General features: G+C 70.1%; 25 protein-coding genes. 5 read left to right on the plus strand and 20 right to left on the minus strand.

What is annotated here, in order from left to right; genetic code table 11:
• Position 1: 1 nt before the first annotated feature.
• The 4 genes from HNR19_RS14700 to HNR19_RS14715 all read right to left on the minus strand — a co-directional run bounded on the left by HNR19_RS14700 (position 2) and on the right by HNR19_RS14715 (position 3053).
• A complete protein-coding gene (locus HNR19_RS14700; protein ID WP_179668619.1) occupies positions 2-682 on the minus strand; it encodes a TIGR03086 family metal-binding protein in 681 nt (226 codons plus the stop codon).
• 9 nt (positions 683-691) lie between these two features.
• Positions 692-844 carry a hypothetical protein gene (locus HNR19_RS14705; protein ID WP_179668620.1) on the minus strand — a complete coding sequence of 51 codons (153 nt, stop codon included), beginning with the start codon at positions 842-844 and terminating at the stop codon, positions 692-694.
• A 79-nt stretch (positions 845-923) separates the two neighbouring features.
• On the minus strand, positions 924-1970 hold the full coding sequence (locus tag HNR19_RS14710; protein WP_179668621.1) for an aldo/keto reductase: 1047 nt from the start codon (positions 1968-1970) through the stop codon (positions 924-926).
• A gap of 201 nt (positions 1971-2171) precedes the next feature.
• Entirely contained in the window at positions 2172-3053 is an 882-nt protein-coding gene (locus HNR19_RS14715; RefSeq protein WP_343047195.1) for a LysR family transcriptional regulator, read from the minus strand.
• A 122-nt stretch (positions 3054-3175) separates the two neighbouring features.
• Between HNR19_RS14715 and HNR19_RS14720 the strand changes: the two genes are divergently transcribed.
• On the plus strand, positions 3176-3805 hold the full coding sequence (locus tag HNR19_RS14720; protein ID WP_179668623.1) for a LysE family transporter: 630 nt from the start codon (positions 3176-3178) through the stop codon (positions 3803-3805).
• Positions 3806-3855: 50 nt separating this feature from the next.
• On the opposite strand, the gene sigJ is transcribed toward HNR19_RS14720, so the two are convergent.
• Together sigJ and HNR19_RS14730 are read right to left on the minus strand one after the other, a co-directional pair.
• The gene (gene sigJ / locus HNR19_RS14725) at positions 3856-4776 is read right to left on the minus strand and encodes an RNA polymerase sigma factor SigJ (protein WP_179668624.1); all 921 of its coding nucleotides are present in this window, start codon (positions 4774-4776) and stop codon (positions 3856-3858) included.
• 34 nt (positions 4777-4810) lie between these two features.
• Complete coding sequence (locus HNR19_RS14730) at positions 4811-6274, minus strand: cytochrome b N-terminal domain-containing protein (RefSeq protein WP_218910266.1); 1464 nt, start codon at positions 6272-6274, stop codon at positions 4811-4813.
• A gap of 248 nt (positions 6275-6522) precedes the next feature.
• On the opposite strand from HNR19_RS14730, the gene HNR19_RS14735 reads away from it, so the two are divergent.
• The 3 genes from HNR19_RS14735 (at position 6523) to HNR19_RS14745 (ending at position 8982) form a co-directional block, all read left to right on the plus strand.
• Complete coding sequence (locus tag HNR19_RS14735; RefSeq protein WP_179668625.1) at positions 6523-6825, plus strand: antibiotic biosynthesis monooxygenase; 303 nt, start codon at positions 6523-6525, stop codon at positions 6823-6825.
• Positions 6826-7948: 1123 nt separating this feature from the next.
• Positions 7949-8638, plus strand: coding sequence for a hypothetical protein (locus HNR19_RS14740; RefSeq protein WP_179668626.1), 690 nt, complete (start codon positions 7949-7951; stop codon positions 8636-8638).
• On the plus strand, positions 8635-8982 hold the full coding sequence (locus HNR19_RS14745; protein ID WP_179668627.1) for a hypothetical protein: 348 nt from the start codon (positions 8635-8637) through the stop codon (positions 8980-8982). Before HNR19_RS14740 ends, HNR19_RS14745 begins: the two co-directional genes overlap by 4 nt.
• Positions 8983-9494: 512 nt before the next feature.
• On the opposite strand, the gene HNR19_RS14755 is transcribed toward HNR19_RS14745, so the two are convergent.
• From HNR19_RS14755 to HNR19_RS14820, 14 genes are all read right to left on the minus strand, one after another.
• Entirely contained in the window at positions 9495-9692 is a 198-nt protein-coding gene (locus HNR19_RS14755) for a hypothetical protein (protein WP_179668629.1), read from the minus strand.
• Between the two features lie 62 nt (positions 9693-9754).
• Positions 9755-10075: a hypothetical protein gene (locus tag HNR19_RS14760; RefSeq protein ID WP_179668630.1), complete on the minus strand. Its 321-nt coding sequence runs from the start codon at positions 10073-10075 to the stop codon at positions 9755-9757.
• Positions 10076-10243: 168 nt separating this feature from the next.
• Positions 10244-10456 carry a hypothetical protein gene (locus tag HNR19_RS14765; RefSeq protein ID WP_179668337.1) on the minus strand — a complete coding sequence of 71 codons (213 nt, stop codon included), beginning with the start codon at positions 10454-10456 and terminating at the stop codon, positions 10244-10246.
• Between the two features lie 255 nt (positions 10457-10711).
• Positions 10712-11587 (minus strand): M48 family metallopeptidase, encoded by an 876-nt coding sequence (locus HNR19_RS14770; RefSeq protein ID WP_218910267.1) that lies wholly within the window; start codon positions 11585-11587, stop codon positions 10712-10714.
• Positions 11588-11631: 44 nt separating this feature from the next.
• Complete coding sequence (locus HNR19_RS14775; RefSeq protein WP_343047196.1) at positions 11632-12456, minus strand: DUF1295 domain-containing protein; 825 nt, start codon at positions 12454-12456, stop codon at positions 11632-11634.
• Complete coding sequence (locus HNR19_RS14780; protein WP_179668631.1) at positions 12453-13751, minus strand: SAM-dependent methyltransferase; 1299 nt, start codon at positions 13749-13751, stop codon at positions 12453-12455. The genes HNR19_RS14775 and HNR19_RS14780 overlap by 4 nt, the downstream gene beginning before the upstream one ends.
• Positions 13748-15034 carry a class I SAM-dependent methyltransferase gene (locus HNR19_RS14785; RefSeq protein WP_179668632.1) on the minus strand — a complete coding sequence of 429 codons (1287 nt, stop codon included), beginning with the start codon at positions 15032-15034 and terminating at the stop codon, positions 13748-13750. Before HNR19_RS14785 ends, HNR19_RS14780 begins: the two co-directional genes overlap by 4 nt.
• Positions 15031-17091, minus strand: coding sequence for an FAD-dependent oxidoreductase (locus HNR19_RS14790; RefSeq protein ID WP_179668633.1), 2061 nt, complete (start codon positions 17089-17091; stop codon positions 15031-15033). Before HNR19_RS14790 ends, HNR19_RS14785 begins: the two co-directional genes overlap by 4 nt.
• Positions 17091-17852 carry an anti-sigma factor gene (locus HNR19_RS14795; RefSeq protein ID WP_179668634.1) on the minus strand — a complete coding sequence of 254 codons (762 nt, stop codon included), beginning with the start codon at positions 17850-17852 and terminating at the stop codon, positions 17091-17093. Before HNR19_RS14795 ends, HNR19_RS14790 begins: the two co-directional genes overlap by 1 nt.
• Entirely contained in the window at positions 17849-18451 is a 603-nt protein-coding gene (gene sigK / locus HNR19_RS14800; RefSeq protein ID WP_179668635.1) for an ECF RNA polymerase sigma factor SigK, read from the minus strand. Before sigK ends, HNR19_RS14795 begins: the two co-directional genes overlap by 4 nt.
• Before the next feature lie 30 nt (positions 18452-18481).
• Positions 18482-19174, minus strand: a complete 693-nt coding sequence (locus tag HNR19_RS14805) for a fasciclin domain-containing protein (protein WP_179668636.1) — start codon at positions 19172-19174, stop codon at positions 18482-18484.
• Positions 19175-19265: 91 nt separating this feature from the next.
• Positions 19266-20765: a molybdopterin-dependent oxidoreductase gene (locus HNR19_RS14810; RefSeq protein ID WP_179668637.1), complete on the minus strand. Its 1500-nt coding sequence runs from the start codon at positions 20763-20765 to the stop codon at positions 19266-19268.
• Positions 20766-20846: 81 nt separating this feature from the next.
• Positions 20847-21413, minus strand: a complete 567-nt coding sequence (locus HNR19_RS14815; RefSeq protein ID WP_343047198.1) for an alpha/beta hydrolase — start codon at positions 21411-21413, stop codon at positions 20847-20849.
• A 254-nt stretch (positions 21414-21667) separates the two neighbouring features.
• Positions 21668-22426, minus strand: coding sequence for a hypothetical protein (locus HNR19_RS14820; protein ID WP_179668639.1), 759 nt, complete (start codon positions 22424-22426; stop codon positions 21668-21670).
• A gap of 74 nt (positions 22427-22500) precedes the next feature.
• Between HNR19_RS14820 and HNR19_RS14825 the strand changes: the two genes are divergently transcribed.
• Positions 22501-24018 carry a DUF4331 domain-containing protein gene (locus HNR19_RS14825; protein ID WP_179668640.1) on the plus strand — a complete coding sequence of 506 codons (1518 nt, stop codon included), beginning with the start codon at positions 22501-22503 and terminating at the stop codon, positions 24016-24018.
• Positions 24019-24051 lie beyond the last annotated feature (33 nt).

The raw sequence follows: 24051 nt of genomic DNA on the forward strand, positions 1-24051 counted from the left end.
GTCACTCCTCGGGGTGTTGTGCAGCGGGTGGACACGTGCGCAGGGCTTCTGAGGGATAGACCTCGGTGGCGGGCGCTTTTCGTCGCGCTGGCTCAGGCGCAGGACCCGGCGACGGGTCCGCTCGTCCCAGCCACGCGAGCAGTCGCTGGACCGGCGGCGCTCCCTCGGGTGCCCGCGAGGGCGGTCCGAACTGGCCGCCACGGTCGTCGGCGGGGACGGTCGTGAGCGCGACCTGGAGCAGCCCTGAGGCGAGGCTGGCGGGCATCGCGCGGGCGATCCCTCGCGCCGAGACGATGTCCCAGCCGTGGATGCCCATCTCGAGCGCCGTGACTGCCTGCAGGAGCTCCTCGGGCAGCTGCCGGTCTCCGATGTCGACGGTGGTGCGGGGACTCGCGGCGTACGCCGCCTGCACAGTCGCGGTGACACGGACCCGGATGCCGTGCTCCAGCGACGTCGCGTCCGTCCCTAGCGGTGGCACCTCCGCGCGGGAGGTGTCGTGGGTGGCCCGCAGGACGTCGAGCGAATCCCCTACGTGGACGAGGAGGTCGGCTACCGTCCAGCGCGCGCACGGCGTCGGCCGGGCGAGCTCGTCGTCGCGGAGCTCGTCGACCGCCCGCTCGAGGTAGGCGCCCGCGCCGGCCACCAGCAGCAGCGGTCGCGTGGTCTGCTGGGCGCGGGTCACCGGTCCGACTCACCCGATCCGGGTGTCGTGAGCGCGGACCGAGACGATCTCGGCTTCATGACGAGGACGGAGACCCCTCGCCCGCCCGCCCAAAAGCAGAAAGCCACCGAACATCAGCAGGGAGATGCGGAGCGTTCCTGTCGGTGTGCTGTCCTCGGCCATCGGGTCTCCTCCGCAAGCGGCAGTGCTGTCACGGATGTAGACCCGCTGCGGCGGAGGATTTTCGTCGCGTGCCCGCCGCCTAGGCGACTGCGCGCTCGTCCCGCGGTCGTCGCCTGCGTCCGGGCTCCAGAGCGGGAGGCGGTGTCGTCGCCAGCGGGTCGTAGAGATCGACCCCGGGCGGCACGATCTCGTCGATCCTGTCGAGGGTCTCGTCGTCGAGGACGAGCGTCGCGCCTGCCAGTGCGTCCGCCAGCTGCGCGGGTGTCCGCGGGCCGAGGATCGCCGACGTGACTCCGGGGTGAGCGACCGTGAACGCCAACGCGAGCTGCGGCAGGGTGCAACCCAGACCGTCGGCGACCTCGACGAGCCGCTCGACCACCTCGAGCCTCCGGCGTACTGCCGGATCGGTGGTGTCGAAGTGCGTGGGCTTCAGCGCCGGTCGCCCCGCGCTCATGTCGACCGGCCGGTCGAGGCGGTGCTTCCCGCTCAGGAACCCGAACGCCAGCGGGCTCCACACGAGCACGCCCATGCCGTACCTCTGCGTGACGGGCAGCAGGTGCCGCTCGATGCCTCGGGCGAGGATCGAGTACGGCGGCTGCTCGGTGCGGAATCGGCCGAGGGCCCGCCGCTCGGACACCCACTGGGCTTCCACCACCTGGTCGGGGCTGAACGTGGAGGTGCCGAAGGCGCGGATCTTGCCGGCCCGGACGAGGTCGGTCAGCACCGACAGGGTCTCCTCGATGTCCGTCGACTCGTCGGGCCGGTGGATCTGGTAGAGGTCGATCCAGTCCGTGTCGAGCCGCCGCAGGCTGTCCTCGACCGCACGCGTGATCCATCGTCGCGAGTTGCCGCTGCGATTCGGGCCCTCTTCGAGGGGGAAGTGGCCCTTGGTCGCGAGGACGACCTCGTCCCGACGGCCGCGGAGCGCCTTGCCCACGATCTCCTCGGACTCACCCGTGCTGTACATGTCCGCTGTGTCGACGAAGTTGATCCCGCTGTCGAGGGCGGTGTGGATCATCCGGACGCACTCGTCGTGGTCGGGATTGCCCGCCTGCCCGAACATCATCGCGCCCAGGCAGTAGGCACTGACGTCCATCCCGGTGCGCCCGAGCTTCCGGTACCTCATCGCGGGAGCCCCTCGAGCATCTCGGTGGTCATCGGCAGCGGCTTCACACGTCGGTTCATTTGTTCTCCCTGAGGGCGGCAGAAGTGAGCGAGGTGCGATCACCCGTCGCCCTCGCCGATCGGCTGTGTGATCGAGGCAACAGGCGAGTCGGCCTCGGTCTTCCCGCGGACCGACGCAAGTACGCCGATCCGCCGTCCTTCGTCAGATCGCCGGTTCGGCCAAGGTGCTGGCCGCCTGCCGGAGCGCCGCCGTGACGGCGGCGACGGCGGGCGGGTCGGGCGGCTCACCGTAGGTGGCGGCGTAGATCCGGCGATGGTGGTCGACGAGCTCGGTGGTGTGGACGTCGGCCCGACGATGCGCCCGGAGCGCCAGCCCGGGCAGAGTCGTGACGCCGAGACCGGCCGCCACCATCGATTGCACCACCACCATGTCGTCGCTGAGGGAGGCGATCTGCGGGATGAAGCCCTGTCGTCGGCACACGGCGAACAGCTCCTCCTGGCACCGGTCGCATCCACCGATCCAGTCGGAGTGCCGGTGGTTGTCGAGGTCGTCGTCGGGCTGCTGGCTGACGAGGTAGGTGGGGTCGTCGCAGAGATGGAGGAGGCGGACCGCTTGGTCCTCCTCGGGAGAGTCGGTGTGGCGGAACACGACCGCGACATCGACCTCCCCGTGTCGCAGCATCTCGAGGGACTCGACCGGGTGCCTGTCCACCAGGCTCACCTGGATGCCGGGATGCGCCAGCGACAGCGCGCCCAGCGCCTGCGGCACGAGGGTGCTCAGGACCGACGCATTGGCGGCCAGCCGGACCTGCCCGGCTTGGAGGCCCACCTGGGCCGCGAGCTCGTTGGTCGCCGCGTCGACGCGTCCCAGGATCTCGGCCGCCCGGTCGGCCAGCAACCGCCCCTCCGGGGTCAGGCGGATCCCTCGGCCGACCCGCTGGACGAGATTGACCCCGAGGTCCGCCTCGAGCCGGGACAGGTGGTGGCTCGCCGACGGCTGGGAGTAGTGCAGCTCCCGCGCGGCCGCGGTCACCGACCCGTGTCGGGCGACGGCCACCAGCACCTTGAGGTGGACGAGGTTCACATTCATCAACAATACCTATCGAAGGTCAGTGATTTTGGCATTGGACGTCATACCAAATCGGTCGCAGTCTGGATGCAGGACGTTCAACCGGAGCGTCGACCCGACCCAAGGAGCTGAAGACGGTGCCTTCATCCAGTCAGTGGGCGGCATTCCTCGTCGCCTCCTTCCTCTTCATCCAGGTCCCAGGGCCGAGCCTGTTGTTCATGCTCGGTCGGGCCCTGACGGTGCCGCTGCGCGAGGCCCTTCTCTCGGTGGTCGGCAACGCCTCCGGGCTGTTGGCGCAGGCGGTCCTGGTGGCGGTCGGCCTCGGCGCGCTGGTGACGACGAGCGCCACGGCGTACTCGATCGTCAAGATCGCCGGCGCGGCGTACGTCGTGTGGCTCGGTGTCCAGGCGATCCGTCACCGGGGCGACGCCCGGGTCGCGCTGGAGTCCGGCCAGCGGCCGCCGGAGCGCGCTCGCACGGCGTTGATGACCGGCTTCGTCGTGGGCGTCACCAACCCCAAGACCGTGCTCTTCTTCGTGGCCTTCCTGCCGCAGTTCACCTCGAGCTCAGCCCCGACCGCGCCCCAGATCGCCCTCCTGGGTCTGGTGTTCGCCCTGATGGAGCTCGTGTCGGACAGCGCGTGGGCGACGCTCGCCGGCAAGGCTCGCGCGTGGCTGGCACGGAGGCCTCGCCGTCTCGACGCCGCGGGTGCCGCCGGCGGGATCATGATGATCGGTCTCGGGGCGACCCTGGTCACGACGTCGTAGCACGGCGGGCCGGCTCGACCGACGCTGCGGTCCGTGCCCGGAGCGGCACCTCAACCGCGAGCCCAGACCTCGAGCTTCTGGGGGTTTCGGATGGCCCAGACCTGATCGACCTTGCCGGCAGCGGTGGTGGAGAGGGCGAGGACTGCGAGAGTGCGGTCCTGGGTGTCCGTCGCAACGAGCCCGAGCTCGCCGTTGACGAGCTCTTCGCGGATGGTCAGGTCGGGTTGCCGCTCGTAGACGCCCATGAGGAAGTGCGCGATGGCCACGGGTCCGCGAAGGGGTTCGAGCGCCGCCGACACGATGCCGCCGCCGTCGGTGATGGCGGTGGAGTCCGGGTCGAGGACCTCGATCAGGCCGGCGAGGTCGCCGTTCTGCCATGCCGCCTTGAACGACTGGACTGCTGCAGCGTGCTCGGACGGCGGTACGGGACGGCGCTGTTGCTCGCGCACGCGGCGTCGTGCGGAGGACGCGAGCTGGCGGGCTGCTCCCGGGGTGCGCCCGACGATCGTGGCGATCTCGGAAAACGAGTAGTGGAACACGTCGTGGAGGATGAACGCGACGCGCTCGGCCGGGGTCATCGCTTCGAGGACCACGAGGACGGCCATCGACACGGAGTCGTCCAGGGTCACCCGGTCGGCGGGGTCGGCCACTGACTCCGTCTGCTGACTGCTCCATCTGCCCGCCGCGGGGACGGGCTCGGGCAGCCACTCACCGACGTACTGCTCCCTGCGAGCGCGCGCCGACTTCAGCATGTCGAGACCGATCCTGCTGGCGGTCTTGATCAACCACGCCCGAGGGTGGGCCACCTCTCGCCGCTCCTGCTCCGTGAGGCGATACCAGCGGATGTAGGTCTCCTGCACGGCGTCCTCGGCGTCGGCGATGGAGCCGAGGAGACGGTAGGCGAGGCCCAGCAGCACGCTCCGCTCCCTGATCGCGTCGACGAACTCGGGAGGCTCGGACTGTCGAGGCATCGATGGGTCCGACATCAGTCCTTCCCTCCTGTCGTCACGCTGTCTTGCCGCTTCGTTCGTCATCTGCATGATCTCTCGCTGGGTGAGCGAGGGATCCCTGTCTTCGTTGGTGAACCTCCGTGAACCTGCCGTCCGGGGAGCGGACGATCCTGCCGGTCTCGTAGCCGTGCAGGGCGATCTCACGATCCTGGTGCTGAAGACCGAGACAGATGCGCCGGGTCACCATGAAGCCGAGGATCGGCCCCAGGATCAGGCCGAGCTGCAAGGTCAGGATCAGCTTCTCGTTGCTCAGCGAGAAGCGCATCGCGATCACGTCGCTACCGGCCGCGATCCACGGCACCGCGTAGAACACGATGCCAGCCACGCCGATCCCGGTACGAGTGGGCCTGGTGCGGGGCCGCGCGAGCAGACGATGCTCTGCGTCGCCGACGATCCGCCGCTCGACGAACGGGTAGAGCATGGCGGTCAGGAAGAACAGGCCTCCCACCGCCAGCGGCACGAAGATCGCCGGCGTCCAGGTGCGGCCGAACAGGACGAGCTCCCAGCCGGGCGGCACCAGGCGTTGTGCGCCGTCGAGGAACGCCAGGTACCAGAGCGCCCCGCCCCCGCCGGAGGCGACCGCCGGGTTGGCCGGCCCGTACGTCCAGATCGGGTTCACCTGGATGGTGGCCGCCATCAAGGTCAGCACTCCGAGGACGACGCAGAACAGGCCGCCACTCTCGAGCAGCGCGAGGCCGGTCCGCCGTCGGGCGACGACGCGTCCGGCTCGGCCTCTGCCTCGGAGCCGCGCTGGGTAGTGACGGAGGTTCAACCGCCCGATCACGAGCAGGAACAAGAGAATGGTCGCGGGCAGGATCGCTACGTGCAGCGGATAGAACGAGTCGATGGCGCCGGTCGGGAAGCGTCCCTGGAACACCAGCCAGGAGAGGCGTGTGCCGACGACCGGAACGCCCTTGAGCAGGCCATCCATCACCATCAGGCTCGCTCCTGAGCGTGCGTCGTCGGTGAGGACGTGACCGCTCAGGCCGGCGCCCATCCCGGTCAGGAGGACGCCGAACCACAGCAGCCAGGTGAGCCCGCGCGGTCCGCGGAACGCGCCGGTGAAGAAGATCCGCAGCAGGTTCAGCATGACCGCCGCGATCATGACGGACGCGCTCCAGTGATGCAGCTGGCGCATCAGGAGCCCGCCGCGAACCTCGAACGAGAGATTCATCGTCGATTCCATCGCGCGCGACATCTCGACGCCCCGGAGCCCGGCGTACGACCCCTCGTAGATCACCGGTGCCGTCGAGGGCTCGTAGAAGAACAGCAGGAAGATGCCGGAGAGCGAGCATGCCGTGAAGCTCGCGACCGCGATCTGCCCGAACAGCGACGACCAGTGATCGGGCTTCACGCGCCGCCGCGCCGGCTCCGTCGCTCGCGCGATGCTCGTTCGCTCGTCCATCCGCCGCGTCACCCGACCAGTTGCCCGCTTGCTCGTCTCCTTCGCCTGGCTCACGGCACACTCCTCGCTCCCTCACTCGCGCTGAGCCGCTGTCTGCGCTCGAGGTGTTGACGAGACAGCACGTCAAAGCGTCAGGTCGCTCGGCGAGCCAGAAGGCCGTCTGACACTTCCCGGTGCTACGTCGTCCCTCTCGCAGAGCGAGCACCCAGCCCGCTCGCACCCGACGGCCGTCACTCCGTCAGGTGCCGCCTGCCGTGGCCGCCCGCCTCGAGTGGTCGGTCATCACACAAGGAGGAACGGAAGTGTCCGAACCCGTCACGTTCGTGAACGTCGTCGATGTCGATCCGGCCAAGCAGCAAGAGGTGATCGACCTGCTGGTCGAGGGCACGGAGCAGGTGATGTCGAAGCGGCCTGGCTTCATCTCGGTCACTCTGCTGGCGAGCCTCGACAAGAGCCGGGTCATCAACGTCGCCCGCTGGGAGAGTGCCGCCGACGTCAAGGCCACCCAGTCCGACCCCGCGGCGGCCGAGTACGCGAAGCGCGCCGCCGCGCTCGCCCAGGCCACACCGGGGCTCTACACGGTCGTCGGCGAGTTCACCGGCTGACCCCGGCCGCGCTCGCGGCACGCCTCGCAACGCAACAAGGCCTGACCTGCGTTTCCGCAGGTCAGGCCTTGTTCACTTTGTAGCGGGGGCAGGATTTGAACCTGCGACCTCTGGGCCTCCGCCGTGTGGCCCTGCCATTTTCGCGATTCTCGGATGGTTCTTGACGACGTGTGCTCTGACCTGCGCGAACACGGACGGCTAGACTCCGCTGCGCGAAGGTTGTTGACGCCTTCTGCTCTATTCGGGCCGCTTGCGCTGGGGATTTCGGGACATAAACGCGGCTAGACTCAAGTCCGGGCGCTGTCGTCTCGAGCGGCCTTGCGGCGCTTGGCGATGGACGCCGGATCACCGTCACCGCCCGCGTCCGCAGGGCCGCTGCCTCCCCCGCATCGCCGACGAATCGATGATCCATTCGCCCGGATCTGCCGACGACAGTGCGGTTGATCGAGGGCATGGGGTGACACGATCAACCGAGGAAGGCAGCCAGACCGCGGATCCGTGCAGCTGAGTGTCCGCCCGCGACTGCCGCAGTGAGGGCGGGAGCGCGAGAGTACGGATCAGGCGGACTTGGCGGGGTGAGCCGGGATCGGCTCGTGCTCAGCGATCCTCTTGATCTGGGCGGGAGTCTCTCGGTTCAGGCGCTTATCGGCCTTCACTCGGACGCGTGCGGCCGCCACCTGAACAGAGGTCGGTGTCTGTTCTTTCGTGGCCATAAAGCCCATGTTGCCACGCGTCCGTCCCTAATGGGGAGTGTTGCTCCGCTGGGACGGCGCAAATCGCCCCGGAACGGGCCGATTTGGAGGAAGCATGCGGGGGGAGCGAACACCGAGCGCCTGAAAATCCGCCCCGGTAATCCGAGGATCTGCGAGAGGTGATCCGAGGAGATACGAGGTGATCTTGAACCACCCGCTCGCGCGGTAAGTCGCTTCGACACGACGGCGTCACGAGTCCGTCGCTCCGGGCCGACACGGAGCGCTTCTTGTGACACCATCAGGGTATGCCCAGCAACCCTCATCGCGACCGGGACGACGTCGCGGACGCCCTCGTGGCCCGTGCGCGGCGCCGCGGTGGCGGGGTACCGCTGAGGAACGCCTTCGCGCAGCGCGGACGCCAGGCTCGTCCCGTGCCGGGGCCCCTTCACGACTTGGTGCGCAACCATGACGAGCGCGGCCTCGATCTTTACCTCCTGCTTCGCGCGGTCGTGAGCAGCGATGAGGCCACCGACGCGTGGGACGTCGCGCTCGACGCGCGGGTGTGGGCTCGCGGCCTGGGCCTGCCCACTGCCAACGACCCCGGGACCGCCGCGGTCTCGAAGACCTGGCGCCGGCTCGACGACCACGGCCTGATCACACGCGAGCGACGGGGCCGGAGCGCGAACATCACCCTCCTCGACGAGGCCGGCACCGGACGCGAGTACACCTACCCGTCCGGAAAGGGCCGTGGGCGCTACTTCAAGCTCTCGGAGCAGTTCTGGACCGCCGAAGAGCGCTGGTACCGCACCCTCAGCCTGGCGGCCAAGGCGATGCTGCTGGTCGGCAGCTCCCTGAAGCCGGGCTTCGTTCTTCCGCTGGAGCAGATGCCGGCGTGGTACGGCATCTCCGGGGACACCGCGGCCCGGGGCCTCGGAGAGCTGGAGTCGGTGGGCTTGCTCGAGGTGACGAAGCGGAGGCGGCCGGAGCCGCTGTCTCCCACGAAGTACGTCATCGAGAACGTCTACGAGCTGAAGGCGCCGTTCGCGCAGGACTGGCGGAGCCGGCCGCTCGCGAGCGTCACGACTATCCACGGCGACGAGGACGCGGAGGGCGCTGGATGAAGACGCTGACGATCATCGTGCTGATCGCCACCCCTCTGCTCGCGTTCGCTGGTGGGCTTGTCGGTCACCTTCTTCTGCGCCGGGGCGCCAAGGAGCTCGACCGGTGGCGCAAGCGGGAGGAGACCATGCGTCTCTTGAGGTGGGCGGTGGAGCTCGCGACTGACCCTGAGCCTGCGCGCGCCCAGGCCGGCATCACCGTCCTTGGTGCACTGCTGGACTCCGAGTTGCTTGACGCGGTCGACGTGGAACTCGTAGCGACGGTCGCGGGCGCGATTGCCCTGGGCGTGACGGGACCGCCGCCCCTGGGGCCGCCGCCCTCGGGGCCCCCGCCCTCGGGGCCCTAGCGTTAGCACTCAGCGCCGCTCGGGCGCGGCCTGGCCGAGGTCAGTGGGGCGACGTGGGTTCACGGCTCGGCCTTGGGTGCCCGGACCCCACCCCTTCGCTTACCAGGCCCCCGGCCGCACCGCCGAGCCGGCAAATGACCTAGGGAGCCTGAGTAACTCAAATGCGGAATGAGCGGGCGGCGGACGGCCTACTCCCAGCCGTGCTCGGCGTAGGTCCGGCGGTCCCAGTCCTGGTCGCTCCGGTACTCGCCCCAGCCCATGTGCTCGTAGTAAAGCGTCATTGCCTCGAAGTGGCTGGCGGCTTCGACGGTCCACGTCAGACGAGCGGACGTCGAAAGAGTCGCTCTTGCCTGGGCACCGTGCGGACCCGCGAGACAGAAGGTAAAGCGGCCGTCGCTCTCCGGGTCATCCCACAACTCATGAAGCACCAGAGCACCCTAGATGGCGTCGCCCTGCGGCATTGTCGGGCTCCGCCCGCAACGCGGCAGAGTCGGGCAGATCAGCCTGCGCCCTCACTCGCACGCCAGGCGATCGGTGAGATCTCGCTGCCAGTCAATGGGCTCCCCACGCTCTTCCGCCGCTTCGACGTACTCGGCCATTCGCTCGAAGAGCACCTCGGCGGTGACTCCTCGCCATCGGACCGGATTGTCATAGGCGTCGTCGCGGAGGTCCCAGAAGTTGTCCGCCAGCCTGCGCTCGACGTTGGTCATTGGAGGACTCTGAGTCCACGGCTTCCTCGCCCATCGGCACGACTGCACCGAACGCGGCAGGATCAGGTCGCCGCGGCGGCAGTGATTGAACTGAAGACCAGCGCTAGGTACCCGGCCACGCCGACGAAGCACAGGAATGCGCCCGCCAATAGACCCACCGCGAACAGACGCAGACTGGGGTATGCCAGAAGGATGACTCCGGCGAAGCAGCCGGCACCGACCGCCGTCAGAAGGAATCCGATGCCCGTGTCGATGTTCGCCAGCAACATCACGTCGACCACGAACCCCGCCAGCGCAGGGACGATGCCGGCGAGGAGGCCCATCCAGAACCCCGGGCGCCAACTGCTCGAGGTTGGACGCGCGGCCAGCGCAGAGGTCGCCATGCGCACGATTGTGTCCGATCTAAGGGGACCTCCGTGTGGCCTCAGCGAAACTCGACGACTTGGCTGGTTGCCGCAGCCTGCACCCGAGTTGGTAGCGCGCTCCGGTCGCGGCAGAGTCGGGCGAGCGTAGCCGCCCTGGTGGCGGCATGAGCGGACGGCAGTACAAGGTCAGTCGCGGCGGGTGAGCGCCTGCGTTCCGAGGGCGACACCGCCAGCGATGATCCCCACAAGACCCGCGCCGAGTGACGTGACGCCGAAGAATGTCAACCAGTCGCTGCCCATGGCGTCTTCTAGCATCGCGCCGCCGATCCCGAGCAGGATCGCCCCAAGCAGGCCGTAGGCGACCCCGGGAGTGCCGCCGGAGGTAGGTGTTCGAGTCACGCTGAACGATCCCACGAGGCTGGCCGATGTGCCCGCTCATCGGCATGAGCGGGCGCTGCTCTTCCCCCACGCCCGGTCTGTTTCTGTCGGCAACTGAGGTTGGTGCTAGCGAACTTTGGCCGCCGCAACTGCGGTTTACAACCGAGCCGCGGGGCAGGGTTCTGGGGTCACGAAAGCGCGGCTCAGGAGCGCTGGGGCTGTGGTTTACGGTCGCTGACGTAGCTGGCTAGCGACCACCGTGGCTGCGGCGTCAGGTCACAGGAACGTGCCGTGCACGTCCCAGCCCTCGGTCTGCATCCGGCGCAGGGTGGTCATCCGGCGGAAGCCGACGGGGTGATCGGCACGGAAGTTGGCGACCTTGAGCCAGAAGCCGTCCTTGTGGTCGGCGACGGAGGCGAAGTAAGCATCGAGGTCGACCTCCTTCTGCATGTGCTTCCCGGCGTACAGACCGACCATCTTCGGAGCACCCTCGAGCGCGAGGAAGGCGCCGACCCGATCGGCGGTGTACTCCTGGGCCCGCTGGAACGACGGCCACAGCTGGAGCGGGCGAAGCACGGGCGACAGCATGAGCCGGCGGAACTGGGTGTGGCCGCAGTGGTGGTGGCCGAGCTCGTGACTGAGCACGAAGCGCATCAGGTCGAAGTGACCGTGCTCGTAGGCGAGGTCGAGGAGGTCGCTGTAGATCATGACGTAGCCGCGGCGGATCCGGCACTTGGTGGCGTAGGCGTTCATCACGCCATTGCCGTTGACCAGGTAGAGCCGCGGTGTCTTGTGCATGCCCGACCCGTCGGGCGTCATCCCCAGCTTGGCGGCCTGCTCCACGAACAGCGCGTGCAGCTGCGGCAGCTGTTGCGAGGTGACCTCAACGGCGTTGGAGATCGTCGACCAGTACAGGTACCGCGAGAACACCAGGCTCGCGAAGATCGGACCCACGACAGCAACCACGACCGCGCTGCGCAGCCACCCGGGCGCACCGAGGCCGTCGATCACCATGACGACCATGACCACTAGCGCCACGGCGAGAAGGATGATCCCGGTCACCAGCATCGGCACCTCGGCCCGGTGCCGGAGGTCCTTCACCGGCGGCAAGGGCGGCGCGACTGTGTCGTTGGATGCCTCGAGTGTCGTCATCTACCTCTCCCGAATTCGCTTTCGCCGCTTCTGCGCGCCCGGCCCTATCGCGGGCCGTGGAGTCTTTCAGATCCGCGCGGCTTCATGGGTATGAACATCGACGTGCGGGCCGCGTAGACGCGGTAGGCCGGACGCTGCATCATCCTCTCCTCAAGCAACCGCGCGCCCGTGACGTGGACGAGGAACCACGTCATCGTGACCGGCGCGATCACAGTTGCGAGTCCGGCCAGCCAGCCGCTGGCCGCCGCCGAGGCGAGCCAGATACCCCACCACACGCAGGCGTCGCCGAAGTAGTTGGGGTGTCGGGTGTAGCGCCACAACCCGGAGTCGAGGACGGGCGGCCGGGCGTCACGGGGCTTGCTCCGGTAGGCGGCGAGCTGCGCGTCGCCGACAGCCTCGAAGATCATGCCGACCGTCCAGACCAGGCAACCGACGACCAGGACCGGCCAGTACTCGATCTGCAGGACCGCGCCGACGGCGACGGGGAGGGCGACCAGGCAGACGGCCGCGCCCTGGACGAGGAACACCTTGCGAACCGCCACCGCCATCCCGACCTCGGCCAGCGGCCCGCCGAGAAGCTGCTCGTAGCGCGGGTCCTCCCCCACGCCGCTGCGACGGTGGATGTGCCAGGAGAGCCGGAGCCCCCACACCGCGACGAGCGCCGCGACGGCGATCGCGCGGAGAAGGTCGCCGCGCGCGGCCGCCGCTCCCACCACGGCGGCCGCGGCGGCCGAGAGCGCCAACGCGACCCCCCAGGCCACGTCGACGACGACGACCCGCCGTTGGCGGCGGGCGATCAGGGCGGTCACCGTCATGGTGACCGCGGCGGCGACCGCGACCGCCGCCACCGCGGCGGCGAGCGCGCTCACCACGCGCGTGCCGCGGGCAGCGTGTGCGCCGCGCCGGGGCGCGCCAGCAGGATCTGGTCGACGCCCATGCGGCCGTCGCGGAACGCCATCGACCCGCCGACGAGGTAGAGCCGCCACACGCGCACCATCTCCTCCCCCACTAGCGCCTCGATCTCCGCGCGGTTGCTCTCGAACCGCTCGAGCCACCCTGCGACCGTCTGCACGTAATGCTCGCGCAGCGCGTGCACGTCGCGGAGCTCGAGGCCGCTGCCCTCGAGCAGCGCGACGGTCTCACCGACGGGCCGCATGTGCATGTCGGGGGCGATGAAGGACTCGATGAACGGCCCGCCCCCGGGCCACGGACCGGTCCGGGACATCTGCTGCACCAGCACCCGACCGCCCGGTCGTACGGCGTCGTGGAGCACCCGCGCATAGGTGCGGTAGTTGTGCTCCCCCACGTGCTCACCCATCTCGAGGGAGGCGACGGCGTCGTACTCCTCGCCGCGCAGGGGTACGGCGTCGCGGTAGTCGCGGAGCCGGATCTCGACGAGGTGGTCGACGCCGCGCCGCCTCGCCGCCCGCTCGGCGAACCTCTGCTGCTCGGTGGAGATGGTCACCCCGGTCACGCGCGCACCGAAGTGCTCGGCGGCGTGCAGCGCGAGCGCGCCCCAGCCGCTGCCGACGTCGAGCAGCCGCATTCCCGGTTCGAGGCCGAGCTTGCGGCAGACGAGCGAGAGCTTCGCGTGCTGCGCCTCCTCGAGGGACATGCCGGGATCGGTGTGGTAGCCGCAGGAGTAGGCCATCGACGGGTCGAGGACCAGCGCGTAGAAGTCGGTGGACAAGTCGTAGTGGTGACTGATGGCGCGACGGTCCCGCTCGCGGCTGTGCAGCCGCCCGCGCACGCGGGCCTGGGTGGCTGGCGGGGCGGGCGGTCGGCCGAGAGCACCGAGCCCGGCGGCCGTGCGCAGCGCCGCTGCCATTGCCCGCAGCGGGGGGCGCCCGCCGCCGAGCCCGCGGTCGCGTGCGACGGCGAAGGCGTGGGTGAGTGCCTCGTCGAGGTCGCCGGGCACGTCCAGGTCGCCGGTCACGTAGGCCTGCGCCGCACCGAGCTCACCGGGATGGCGCAGCAGGCGGCGCAGGGCGCTCGGCGAGCGGAGGACCACCAGCGGGGCGTCCGGCGGCCCGGCCTCCGACCCGTCCCACGCCTGCAGCCGCACGGGCAGCTCGCCGCCGACGAACGGCTCGACCGTGCGGGCGAGCCGCGCCGCCACCGGGGTGACGTCCGACGTCGGGCGGGACTCGGTCGCGGTGCTCATCGTGCCTCGTTCCGCGCCAGGGTGACCTGGTGGTCGTCGATGTAGCCCGACGCGAACCCGGCCCGGCTGTACTCGAGGTAGAAGTGCCAGAGCCGGAGGAACGTCTCGTCGAAGCCGAGCGCACGCGCGCCGTCCGCCGCCGCTCGGAACGCCTCGTCCCATAGCCGTAGCGTGGTGGCGTAGTGCGGACCCATCGCGAAGCGGTCGGTGACCCGGAGTGCCGTGTGGCGGGCGGCGATTTCCTCGATCGCCTGCAGCGAGGGCAGGGCGCCGCCGGGGAAGACGTGCTTGGTGATGAACGTGTGCGTGTTCCGGGTCGCGAGCATCCGGTGGTGGGGCATCGTGATCGCCTGCAGGGCGACCTTGCCGCCCGGGGCGAGCACGTGGTCGAGGGTGCGGAAGTACGTCGCCCAGTAGAGCTGGCCCACCGCCTCGAGCATCTCGACGGACACGACTGCGTCGTAGGCCTGCGCGCGGCGCGGGTCGTCGAGGAGCGCTCGGTAGTCGCAGAGCTCGACCTCGACCCGGTCGGCCTGGCCGGTGGCGGCGATCCGCTCCTGGGCGAGCGCCTGCTGCTCCACCGACAGGGTGATGGTGTGCACGCGCGCTCCGCGCGCCGCCGCCCGGACGGCCAGCTCGCCCCATCCGGTGCCGATTTCGAGCAGCCGGGTGCCGGGGCCGACGTCGGCCTGGTCGAGCAGCCGGTCGATCTTGCGGTGCTGGGCGGCCACCAGGTCCTCGGCGTCGGCCCGGGCGGGGTCGTGGAACAGCGCGGAGCTGTAGGTCATGGTCGGGTCGAGGAACAGCGCGAAGAGGTCGTTGGACAGGTCGTAGTGGTGCGACACGTTGGCCTGTGTGGTCGAGCGGTCACCACGGTGGGTCGCCGGCATCCGCCGTACGACGACCGAGCGCAGCCACTGCAGCGGGCGCGGCACCAGCCGCTCCAGGTCCGCCGCTAGGACCGTCAGGAAGTCGCCCAGCGCCGCGGGGTCCTCTCCCTCGTCCCAGGCGCCGGTGAGGTAGGCCTCGCCGAACCCGATCAGCTGGGCCTGCGCGAGCCGCGCGAACAGCTCGTCGGGGCGGTGCACGTGCACCGTGGGCCCGCCGCGGCCGAGGGTGCGGGCCGGGGCGTCGGCGGTGGCCGCGAGGTGCACGGTGACGTCCAGCCGGTCGATCGCCGAGCAGAACAGGCGTCGGGCGATCCGCGCCCCTGTCCCGACCCTCGGGGTGGTATCGAGGTCCGACCAGGTCTCGTTGCGGACGGGCTGTTCTACGGCGGTCATCGGGCACCTTCCTGGTGGTGGACGGGGCGAGGTCGGACCTGCAGGCCGCGCAGCCACAGCGCCACGCCGTGCCGACGAATCAGCAGAGCCCCGCGCAGACCCGCTAGCGGGAGAAGGGGGATCCGGGAGGGCGCACCGACGAGGGAGGCGTCGAACACGCTCCCGTCCTCGTTGTGCAGGCGTACGGCGACCGCGAGCCGCCCGGACGGTCCGGTGGGGGGTGGTGCGACCACGCGGTAGCTGCCGTCGGTGCCGTGGAACGGCGAGACGTACATGGCCTTGTCCACCGTGCCCGTCCCTCGCTCATCGGCCGGCACCAGGTAGGCGTGGCGGTCGCCGTAGGTGTTGTGCACCTCGACCACGGTGGCGGCGGGCGGTCCCGAGGTGTCCCTGCCCGCCCAGCACCAGAACACGGAGATCGGGTTGAAGCAGTGGCCCAGGGCGCGAGCGTGCGCGGCCATCAGCACCCGGCCGCCGCGCAGGTCGATGTCGTGGCGGGCGAGGAAGGCGTCGAGGTCGGCGCGCACGGTTGGCGCTCGCCCGGTGAAGTGGTCGATCGCGGCGATCTGGCCGCGCAGCCTGCCGATCCGGCCGTCGGCGGGGAGGCCGTCGAGGTCGACCACCCAGAGGTGGGAGCGGTGCCGGAAGGCGTGGCCGATCGGCTGCCGGCGGCGGTGGGTGATCGTGGTCGCGTAGGCCACCGGGGCGGCTGTCCGGGCCGCGCGCGGGGGTGCGAGGTCGACGGGCGCCCGGTCCGGCACTGGCGCGGGCGGCCAGCGGAGTCCCAGTCGCTCGGCCGCCTCGAGCCCGGACCGGGCGCCGTCCTCGTGGAAGCCCCAGCCGTGGTAGGCGCCCGCGAGCACCACGCGGGCCGTGTCCGCCTCGCGCAGCCGGGCGCGGGCCGCGACCGAGGTCGGCGTGTAGAGGGGATGCTCGTAGTCGCGCCGCGCGATCACCTTCGCGGGGTCGACGAAGTGCTCCCCGCCGAGGGTCACCAGGTAGCGGATGTCGGTCGGCAGTCGCTGGAGCCGGGTCAGGTCGTAGGTCACCTGCACCGATCCGCTGCCGACGTGAGGACGCCGGAAGTTCCAGGACGCTCGAGCGTTGGCGGCCGACGGGAGCAGGCGGGCGTCGGTGTGCAGCAGGGCGGTGTTGGCCACGTACGGCAGCTCGCCCAGGATCTCGCTCTGCGCCGGAGTCGGATGGGTGAGCAGGGCCAGGGCCTGGTGCGGGTGGGTCGCGACGACGACGGCGTCGAAGGTCTCCTCCCCGGATGCCGTTCGCACCAGGACGCCCGTCGGCGTCTCGGTGACCCCCAGCACGGGTGTCGAGGTGCGCACCTCTCCGCCGGCCGTCCGGACCGCGGCAGCCACGCGGTCGACGTAGGAGCGTGAGCCTCCCGAGACCGTTCGCCAGGTCGGGGACCCGAACACCCGAAGCATCCCGTGGTGGTGGAGGAACGTGAACAGGTAGGCAGCCGGGTAGTGGGCAGCGCGGTCGGGGTCGCATGACCACACGGCCGCGACGAGGGGTTCGGCGAAGTGACGGCGGAAGTACGGCGAGAAGCCACCCGCGTCGAGGAACTCGGCCAGGGTCATGCCCGCCGATGCATCCGCGCTCTGGCGCAGAAGGCGGCGTGCACGCCGGTGGAAACGCGGGATCTCGACGAGCATCGTGAGGAAGTCGCGGTCGCGGAGGTTGGCGGCGGTCGGGAACAGCCCGCGCACGCCGAGCGCACCGGCCCACTCCAGCCCGCTCGCCTCGTCGGCGATCGACATCGACATCTCCGACCCCTGCGTGCGGACGCCGAGCTCGTCGAAGAGCCGCAGCAGCACCGGGTAGGTGCGTCGGTTGTGGACGATGAATCCGGTGTCGATCGCCAGCCGGCGACCGGTGGCACCGTCGGTCACGAAGTGGGTGTCGGCGTGACCGCCGAGCCGCTCGTCCGTCTCCAGCAAGGTGACGTGCGCGCTGCGGGAGGCGACGTAGGCGGCGGTCAGGCCGGCGATGCCCGACCCGACGACGCCGATCCGCCGTGGAGTCGCAGGAGCCGTCATCACGCCTCCAGGTCGAACATGACGATCGGTGTCGTCGTCGGTTGTGGCGACCCGCCGTCGGGCTCGACGGTCACCCCGATCCCCGTCGCCTGGCTGGCGTCGCCGTGGAGGAGCATCGTCGCGTCCGGGTCGTCGGGCATCAGTCCTGCCGGCTCCATGCGGTCATCGGCATCGACCAGCCACAGCTGGTAGTCGCTCCCGGCGGGCGCCAGCTGCATGTCCTCGGTCAGGATGACCGCACGACCCTCGGACCGGGAGACCACGACGGTGGCCCGGGAGCCGTCCTCGAACCGCTGGGTGACACGCGTGGCGTCTTCGGCCGCCAGGACCCGCTCCGTGGTCGTCGCCGTCAGTGGGGCGGGCCGCTCGTCGCTCGGTCGCAGCCACAGCACTCCGCCGACGGCCACCAGCAGCGCGACCGCGGCGGCGAGCACCAGGGTCGACCACGGCACGCGGCGGTGACGACGTGGGGCCAACAGGGTGACCTCGGCACCTTCGGTGTCGGTCAGGGGCGGCAGGGGACGAATCGACGCGATGCCGGAGAGGACGCGGTCGCGCACGTGGGGAGCGGGCATGGCGGACTGGACTGCGAGCGCTGCTGCCGCTTCCCGGAGGCTGCTGACCTCGTCGCGGCAGTCCGGGCAGCGCAGCAGGTGCTCCGCGAACCGGGTCCGCTCGTCGTCGTCGAGCGCGTCGATCGCGTAGGCGCCCGACAGGGCATGCACGTCGTTCCACCCATAGGCGTCGTCGTGATCGGTCATCGTCCTGCTCCGATCGTGTCGCGGAGGCGGATGAGGCCGTCGCGGATCCTGGTCTTGGCTGTCCCGACCGGTAGGTCGAGGAATGCGGCCACCTCGGTGTGGGTGTAGCCGCCGAAGTAGGCGAGCTCGATGGCCTCGCGCTGGACGTCGGTGAGCTGAGTCAGCGCCGCGCGGACGCGACGGGCCTCGAAGGTTGCCTGCACGGCCTCGGCCGTCGTGTCGTGCTCGACCGAGTGGTTGCGGTGGTGGAACGTGGCCTCCCGGCGCCGGGACGCCTCGGCGCTCCGCACCCGGTCCACCGCCTTGCGGTGGGTGATGGTCAGTAGCCAGGTGGTCACCGTGCCCCGCTCGGCGTCGTACCGGCTGGCGGTCCGCCAGGCTTCGAGATAGACCTCCTGGGTCACCTCCTCCGCCTGCGCCGGGTCGCGCACCACCCGCACCGCGACCCCGTGCACGCGGCCCGCGGTCAGGTCGTAGAGCGCGGCGTACGCGTCGCGATCGCCGCGCGCCGAGCGGTGCAGCAGCTCGACCAGCGCGGCGCCGCCGGCCGGCGCTCCCTCGGGGGAAGCGCCGGCCGTCGTCTCAGGGCCTGGGTTCATGGTGTGCGTCCCGGCTCGCAGGTGCTGGGGTCACTTGACCCCGGTCAGGACCTTGTCGATGACGTAGACGGTCGCGTTGGCGGTCGGGATGTTGCCGCACAGCACCGACGCGGTGACGGTGCCGTCGGAGACGGTCATCCCGGACTCGGCGTCGCCCTCGACGGTCAGCGTGTCCCCGGCGAGTGTGTCCTGGTCGCCGCCGACGGCGGCCGGGTCGGCATTGGTCGGGAGCACGTGGTGGGCCAGGATCTTGTAGAGCGTGCTGTCCTGGCCGTCCTTCATGCCGCCCTCGACGAGCGCGTTGAGGTCCTTCTCCGGGATCTCCGCGAAGGCCGGGTCGTACGGCGCGAACACGGTCAGCGCCTCCTGGCCGTTGAGCGTGTCGGCGAGACCGTCGATCGAGGTGACCGCGGCGACCAGCGTCTTGAGCAGCGGGTTGTTGCTCGCGGCGGTGGCGACCGGGTCGTTCACCATGCCGTCGAAGGACCCGGCGCCCGACGTCGGGACCTCGGCGCAGCCGTCGCCAAAGGTCTGCGCGCCGGCCCCGGTCGTCTCCTCGCCGGAGTCCGACTCCTTCATCGGGCTGTCGGACGAGCTTGTGTTGTCGTTGGCGTTGCCGCCGTCGCTGCCTTCGTCGTCACTGCCGCATGCCGCGAGCGAGACGGAGAGGGCCAGAGTGGCGACCGCGATCGTGGCGCCGCGGCGGATCGAGTGGAGCTTCATGGTGGTGCCTTCCGGTTGGGGGAGGTTACGTGGGGTGTTCGGCGCCGTTCGCCAGGCGGATTGGCCCGGATCGCCCGAATTCATGGAGAAATCAGCCGACGTTGACGATGAGCTCGTGAAGGCCGCTCGCGCCGTCGGGGAACGGCTCGGCGCGGTCGGTGGTCTGCACCTCGCCGTCGCCGGTGGTGGCGCGGGCAGAGAGGCGGTGTGAGCCGGAGGTGGCCCGCCACCGGTAGAACCACTGGCGCCAGTAGTCGTCGCCGCCATCGGGGCCGAGCTGAGCGTCCTGCCAGTCGCCGTCGTCGATGCGCACCTGCACCGATGCGACGCCGCCGCGCTCCTGCGCCCATGCGACACCGCCCACGACCACGTCGCCCGCGTCCAGCTCCTCGAGACCCCGCGGGGTGTCAATGCGTGCCGACGGTTTGATCGGTGCGTCAGTCGCCCAGTCACGCTTGGTCCAGTACGCCTCCCGATCGGCGTACGTCGTCAGGGTCAGCCGGGTCAGCCACTTGGTCGCGCTGATGAACCCGTAGAGGCCGGGGATGACCATTCGCACAGGAAACCCGTGCTCGCGGGGAAGGGCCTCGCCGTTCATGCCGACGCACACCATCGCGTCGCGGCCGTCGGTGGCCAGGTCGAGCGGGGTGCTGATGGTCATGCCGTCGAAGTCGGTCGACAGGATCTGATCGGCGCGATCACCGACACCCGCTCTGGCGAGAAGATCGGCCAGTGGTACGCCGAGCCAGCGGGCGCCGCCCACGTAGGGTCCGCCGACGCTGTTGGAGACGCAGGTCAGGGTGATGTCGCGTTCGATCATCGGCATCGCAAGCAGGTCGTCGAAGGTGAGCACGACCTCGCGTTGGACGTCGCCGTCGATGATGAGCGTCCAGTCCTCGGCGCTCACGATGGGCGTGTCCAGCCGGGTGTCGACGCGGTAGAAGTCGCCGTTGGGTGTCCGGAAGGGCGTGATGCCCGGGACCTGACGGTCCAAGCCGCGCGGCAGCGGCGGGGCGGGATCGGCGGGCGTCGGCAGGGTGACGTCCTCGGGTCGGAGACGCAGCCGGGACACGACCTCGCCCGCGACGCCGCCCACCGCTGCCAGAACGGTGGTGACCCCGATGGCCACCAGGACCCCGCGACGGCCGTTGTCGGTTGTCGTGACGGATGACTGCTCCCTCGCCAGCCACGCCAAGGCGAGAGCGGCGACGAGTGCGGCGACGACGGACGGCACCAGGTCGATGACAGAGGACTCGGGCCGGGTGATGACGGCGACGCCGGCGATCGCGACGAGCGCGAGGAGCATGGCCACGCCGTGCCGCGTGCGCCGGCGGGCCAGCAGTCCGGCGATCCCTGCGAGCACGAGGACGCCCGCCATCACCGAGCCGACCAGGATCGCCTTGTCGGCCGACCCGAAGGTACGGATGGCCCACTCCTTGGCCGGTGTCGGTGTCAGGTCGATGACTGCTGAGCCCACCGCGAGCACCGGTGAGTTCGCGCGATCGGTCACCGCGGCCACCAGGTGGGCGAGCCCGATGCCGGTCAGGGTGGCGAGCACGCCGTACGCGATCCAGGTCAGCCGGGTCCTCATGTCTAGTGTTCGGAGACACCGCGGCGACGGATGGGTGCAGCAGGAGTGGGCGGTGTCCGGCCCGCTAGGCGACTAGGAATCTCAGGCGTGCTCGATCGCGAACCCCGGCGCCGGTCGTGCTGCTTCGACGCCGTTGTCTTCTTCGGCGCCTGTTCCGGCCGGGGCCGGTCCGAGCAACGCGCCTGTGACGAAATCGATGGTGAGTCGTTCGAAGCTGCGGCTGCTGCGGATCATGGCGTGCTTGCCGCCATTGACGACCGTGAACGTGACGCGTGCCGACCGGCCCAGCGAACTGGCGACCTTCAGAGCACGCTCGAGTGGGGCGATCCGGTCCTCGTCGCCGTGGGCGAACAGCACCCGTCGGCCCGGGAGCCGCACGTGCTCGTTGCCGTAGGTCCATGCGTTGAGTGCCACGACTCCGCTCACCTGCGGGTGGGTGCCGGCGAGCACCGCTGCCCGGCCGCCGAGGGAGTGCCCGACCAGGCATACCGGGAGCGGACCGAGCTCGCCCTCCAGCTGGCCCAGCGCCCATAGGGCGTCGTCGACCGGGGTATGCGCGGTGTCCCACCCACGGTAGGTGTTCAGCAGGCGGTAGACCGCGAGCTCGCCGCGCCCGGCACGGGCGATCCGGCGCGCCAGGGGAATCATCCGGAGCACGGACAGCTGGGTCGGGCTCACACCCATCCGGCCGCGACGCGCGCCTCCTCCGTGAAGAAGCAGGACCGCCCCCTTCGGATCGCTCGGGACCTCGATCGCGAGCAGTCGCGGTTGCAGTTCCATGTCACCTCGTTTCCCGGCCCGCGTCCCTCATGGGCCGTCGACGGTACCCACCGCCGCAGGACCCGCGGCGATGACAGGAGAGTCCGGGCCCGGCCGCGCGCCTTCGACCGGGCCCGGACTCCTCAGCCGCCCGTGACGAAGATGTAGAACCGTTTCCGGTTCGTGTCATCGGTCGGGCCTCCATCACTCAACCGCGGGCTGACGACGAGGTGGTTGGTGTTGCCGGTACCCGGAGGCGCGCACGCCGTCCCGGGCAGCCCGCATTGGCTGACAGCGATCTCACCGGAGAACTCCGGGTTGCTGTCCGAGCCCGGGGCCCGACCGTTCATGATCGCGTCCCCGTTCTGATCGACGGTGTTCTGCAGCGCGACCACGGCGAGGACGCCGTTTTCGGTCAGGTCCTCCCCCGCATCGATGTAGACGTTGCCGTTGGCGCGCAGCGGATTCGGCTCGGCGAGCGTGGGATAGGCAGCAGTGACACTGAAACCGCCGGACTGCTGCTCGATCGTGCCGTCGGCCGCGACGAGCGCCCAGCGGACCTCGCCTGGAAGCACGCTGGCACCCAGGTCGGCTGCCCGCAGCGACCCGTCCTTCACGTCCACCGACCTCAGCGTGCCGTCCTTGACCTTGACCGAGGTGACGGCCTCGTTCTCGATGTCGCGGGTGCCGATCGTCGCGGCGGCGTAGGAGGTGCCGCCGGTGGCGACGACGAGCGCCAGGATCGACAGAGCCGTCGCCGGCGTCGGTCGGAGGCGGTTGGGAACTCGCATGATGGATCCTTTCCGAAGGGAGAAGCCGGGGATGCGGCTCCCTCCTTGTTCGGAGCCGGACGCGGATCGGATGGAGTCTCCGTGGCCGGGGTCAATGACCTGCCGGACCAATCCCTATCTCCCTCCGCTCCGAATCACCTGTGATGCCGGTCACACAGACCGGTGCGAGGCGAAGGGGAACGAACATGAAGGTACGCCGCACTGCCGGCCGGTCACGGACCGCGCTGGCACTGACCGCCGCTGGGGGCCTGATGCTCATCACGGGCGTCGCGAGCATCGGGCCAACACCAGCCAGCAGCTCCAGCCACCGCGAGGCGCCGCTGATCGCAGGGCTTCCGCAGTACGACACCACCGACCTCTACGCGTTCCGAAGCCCGGACCGACAGAACTCGGTCACCCTCATCGCGAACTGGATCCCGTTCGAGGAGCCGGCCGGAGGCCCGAACTTCTACTCCTTCGCAACCGACGCCCGCTACAACATCAACGTCGACAACGACGGTGACGCGAAGCCTGACGTCACCTTCCGCTGGACCTTCAAGGACCACTACGTCAGCGACGACACCTTCCTGTACGCCACCGGCCCGGTGACGGCACTCTCGGACGAGAACCTGAACTACTACCAGACCTACCGCCTCGAGCGGATCACGAACGGACGCACCACGGTGCTGGTCAAGAGCCGGCGCGTCGTCCCCTCCGACGTCGGATCGGCCTCGATGCCCGACTACGCAGACCTGCGCGCGGCCGGCGTCAAGAACGTCGGCCCCGAGGGCCGGTACCGCTCGTTCGCCGGCCAGGCCGAGGACCCGTTCTTCCTCGACCTCCGTGTCTTCGACCTGCTCTACGGCGGCGACTTCTCCGAGACCGGAGACGACACGCTCGCGGGTTTCAACGTGAACTCGGTCGCCCTGCAGGTGCCCCGACCGGCGCTCGCAGCGAAGGGTGACGTCAAGAGCAACCCCATCGTCGGCGTCTGGTCAACCACCGACCGACGGGGTGTCGATGGCAAGTACCGTCAGGTGTCCCGCTTGGGCATGCCGCTGGTCAACGAGGTGGTCGTCCCGCTCAAGGACAAGAACCGCTTCAACGCCTCGCAGCCTGCAGACGATGGCCAGTTCCTCGACTACGTCACGGAGCCGGAGCTGCCGAAGCTGATCGAGGCCGTCTACGGCCTCGACGCACCCGCCAAACCGCGCAACGACCTGGTCTCGGTCTTCCTCACCGGGGTGGAGGGCCTCAACCAGCCCGACGGCGTCACTCCGAGCGAGCAGCTCAGGCTCAACATGACGACGCCCGTGACAGAGGACCCGAGTTCGCTCGGCGTCATCGGCGGCGACAACCAGGGCTTCCCCAACGGGCGACGCCTCGCCGACGACGTCATCGACATCGCGCTCCAGGTGGTCGAGGGCGAGCTTGTCGGCCAGCCGAACGACCTCGGCGACGGGGTAGGCGCCAACGACGTCGAGTTCGACTCCACCTTCCCCTACCTCGCGCTGCCGGCACGAGGCAGCGACGCGACACCGCACCCGGCCACCGCGCCCGGAGCGCAGGAGGAGCAGGGAGCCTCCGAGGAGTTCATGGGCGGTCTGACGAGCAACGGCGTGGTCCCGCCGCTCCTCACCGCCGTCGGAGGCGCGGGCCTGCTCGCAGGCGCCGTCCTCATGGTCCGCACCCAGCGCCGGACCCGGCTCCTGCCGGCCCGCTGAACCCATCGGGGTCCGGCCGCCGAGCGCGGCCGG

The organism is Nocardioides thalensis, from assembly GCF_013410655.1.
Classification (GTDB): domain Bacteria; phylum Actinomycetota; class Actinomycetes; order Propionibacteriales; family Nocardioidaceae; genus Nocardioides; species Nocardioides thalensis.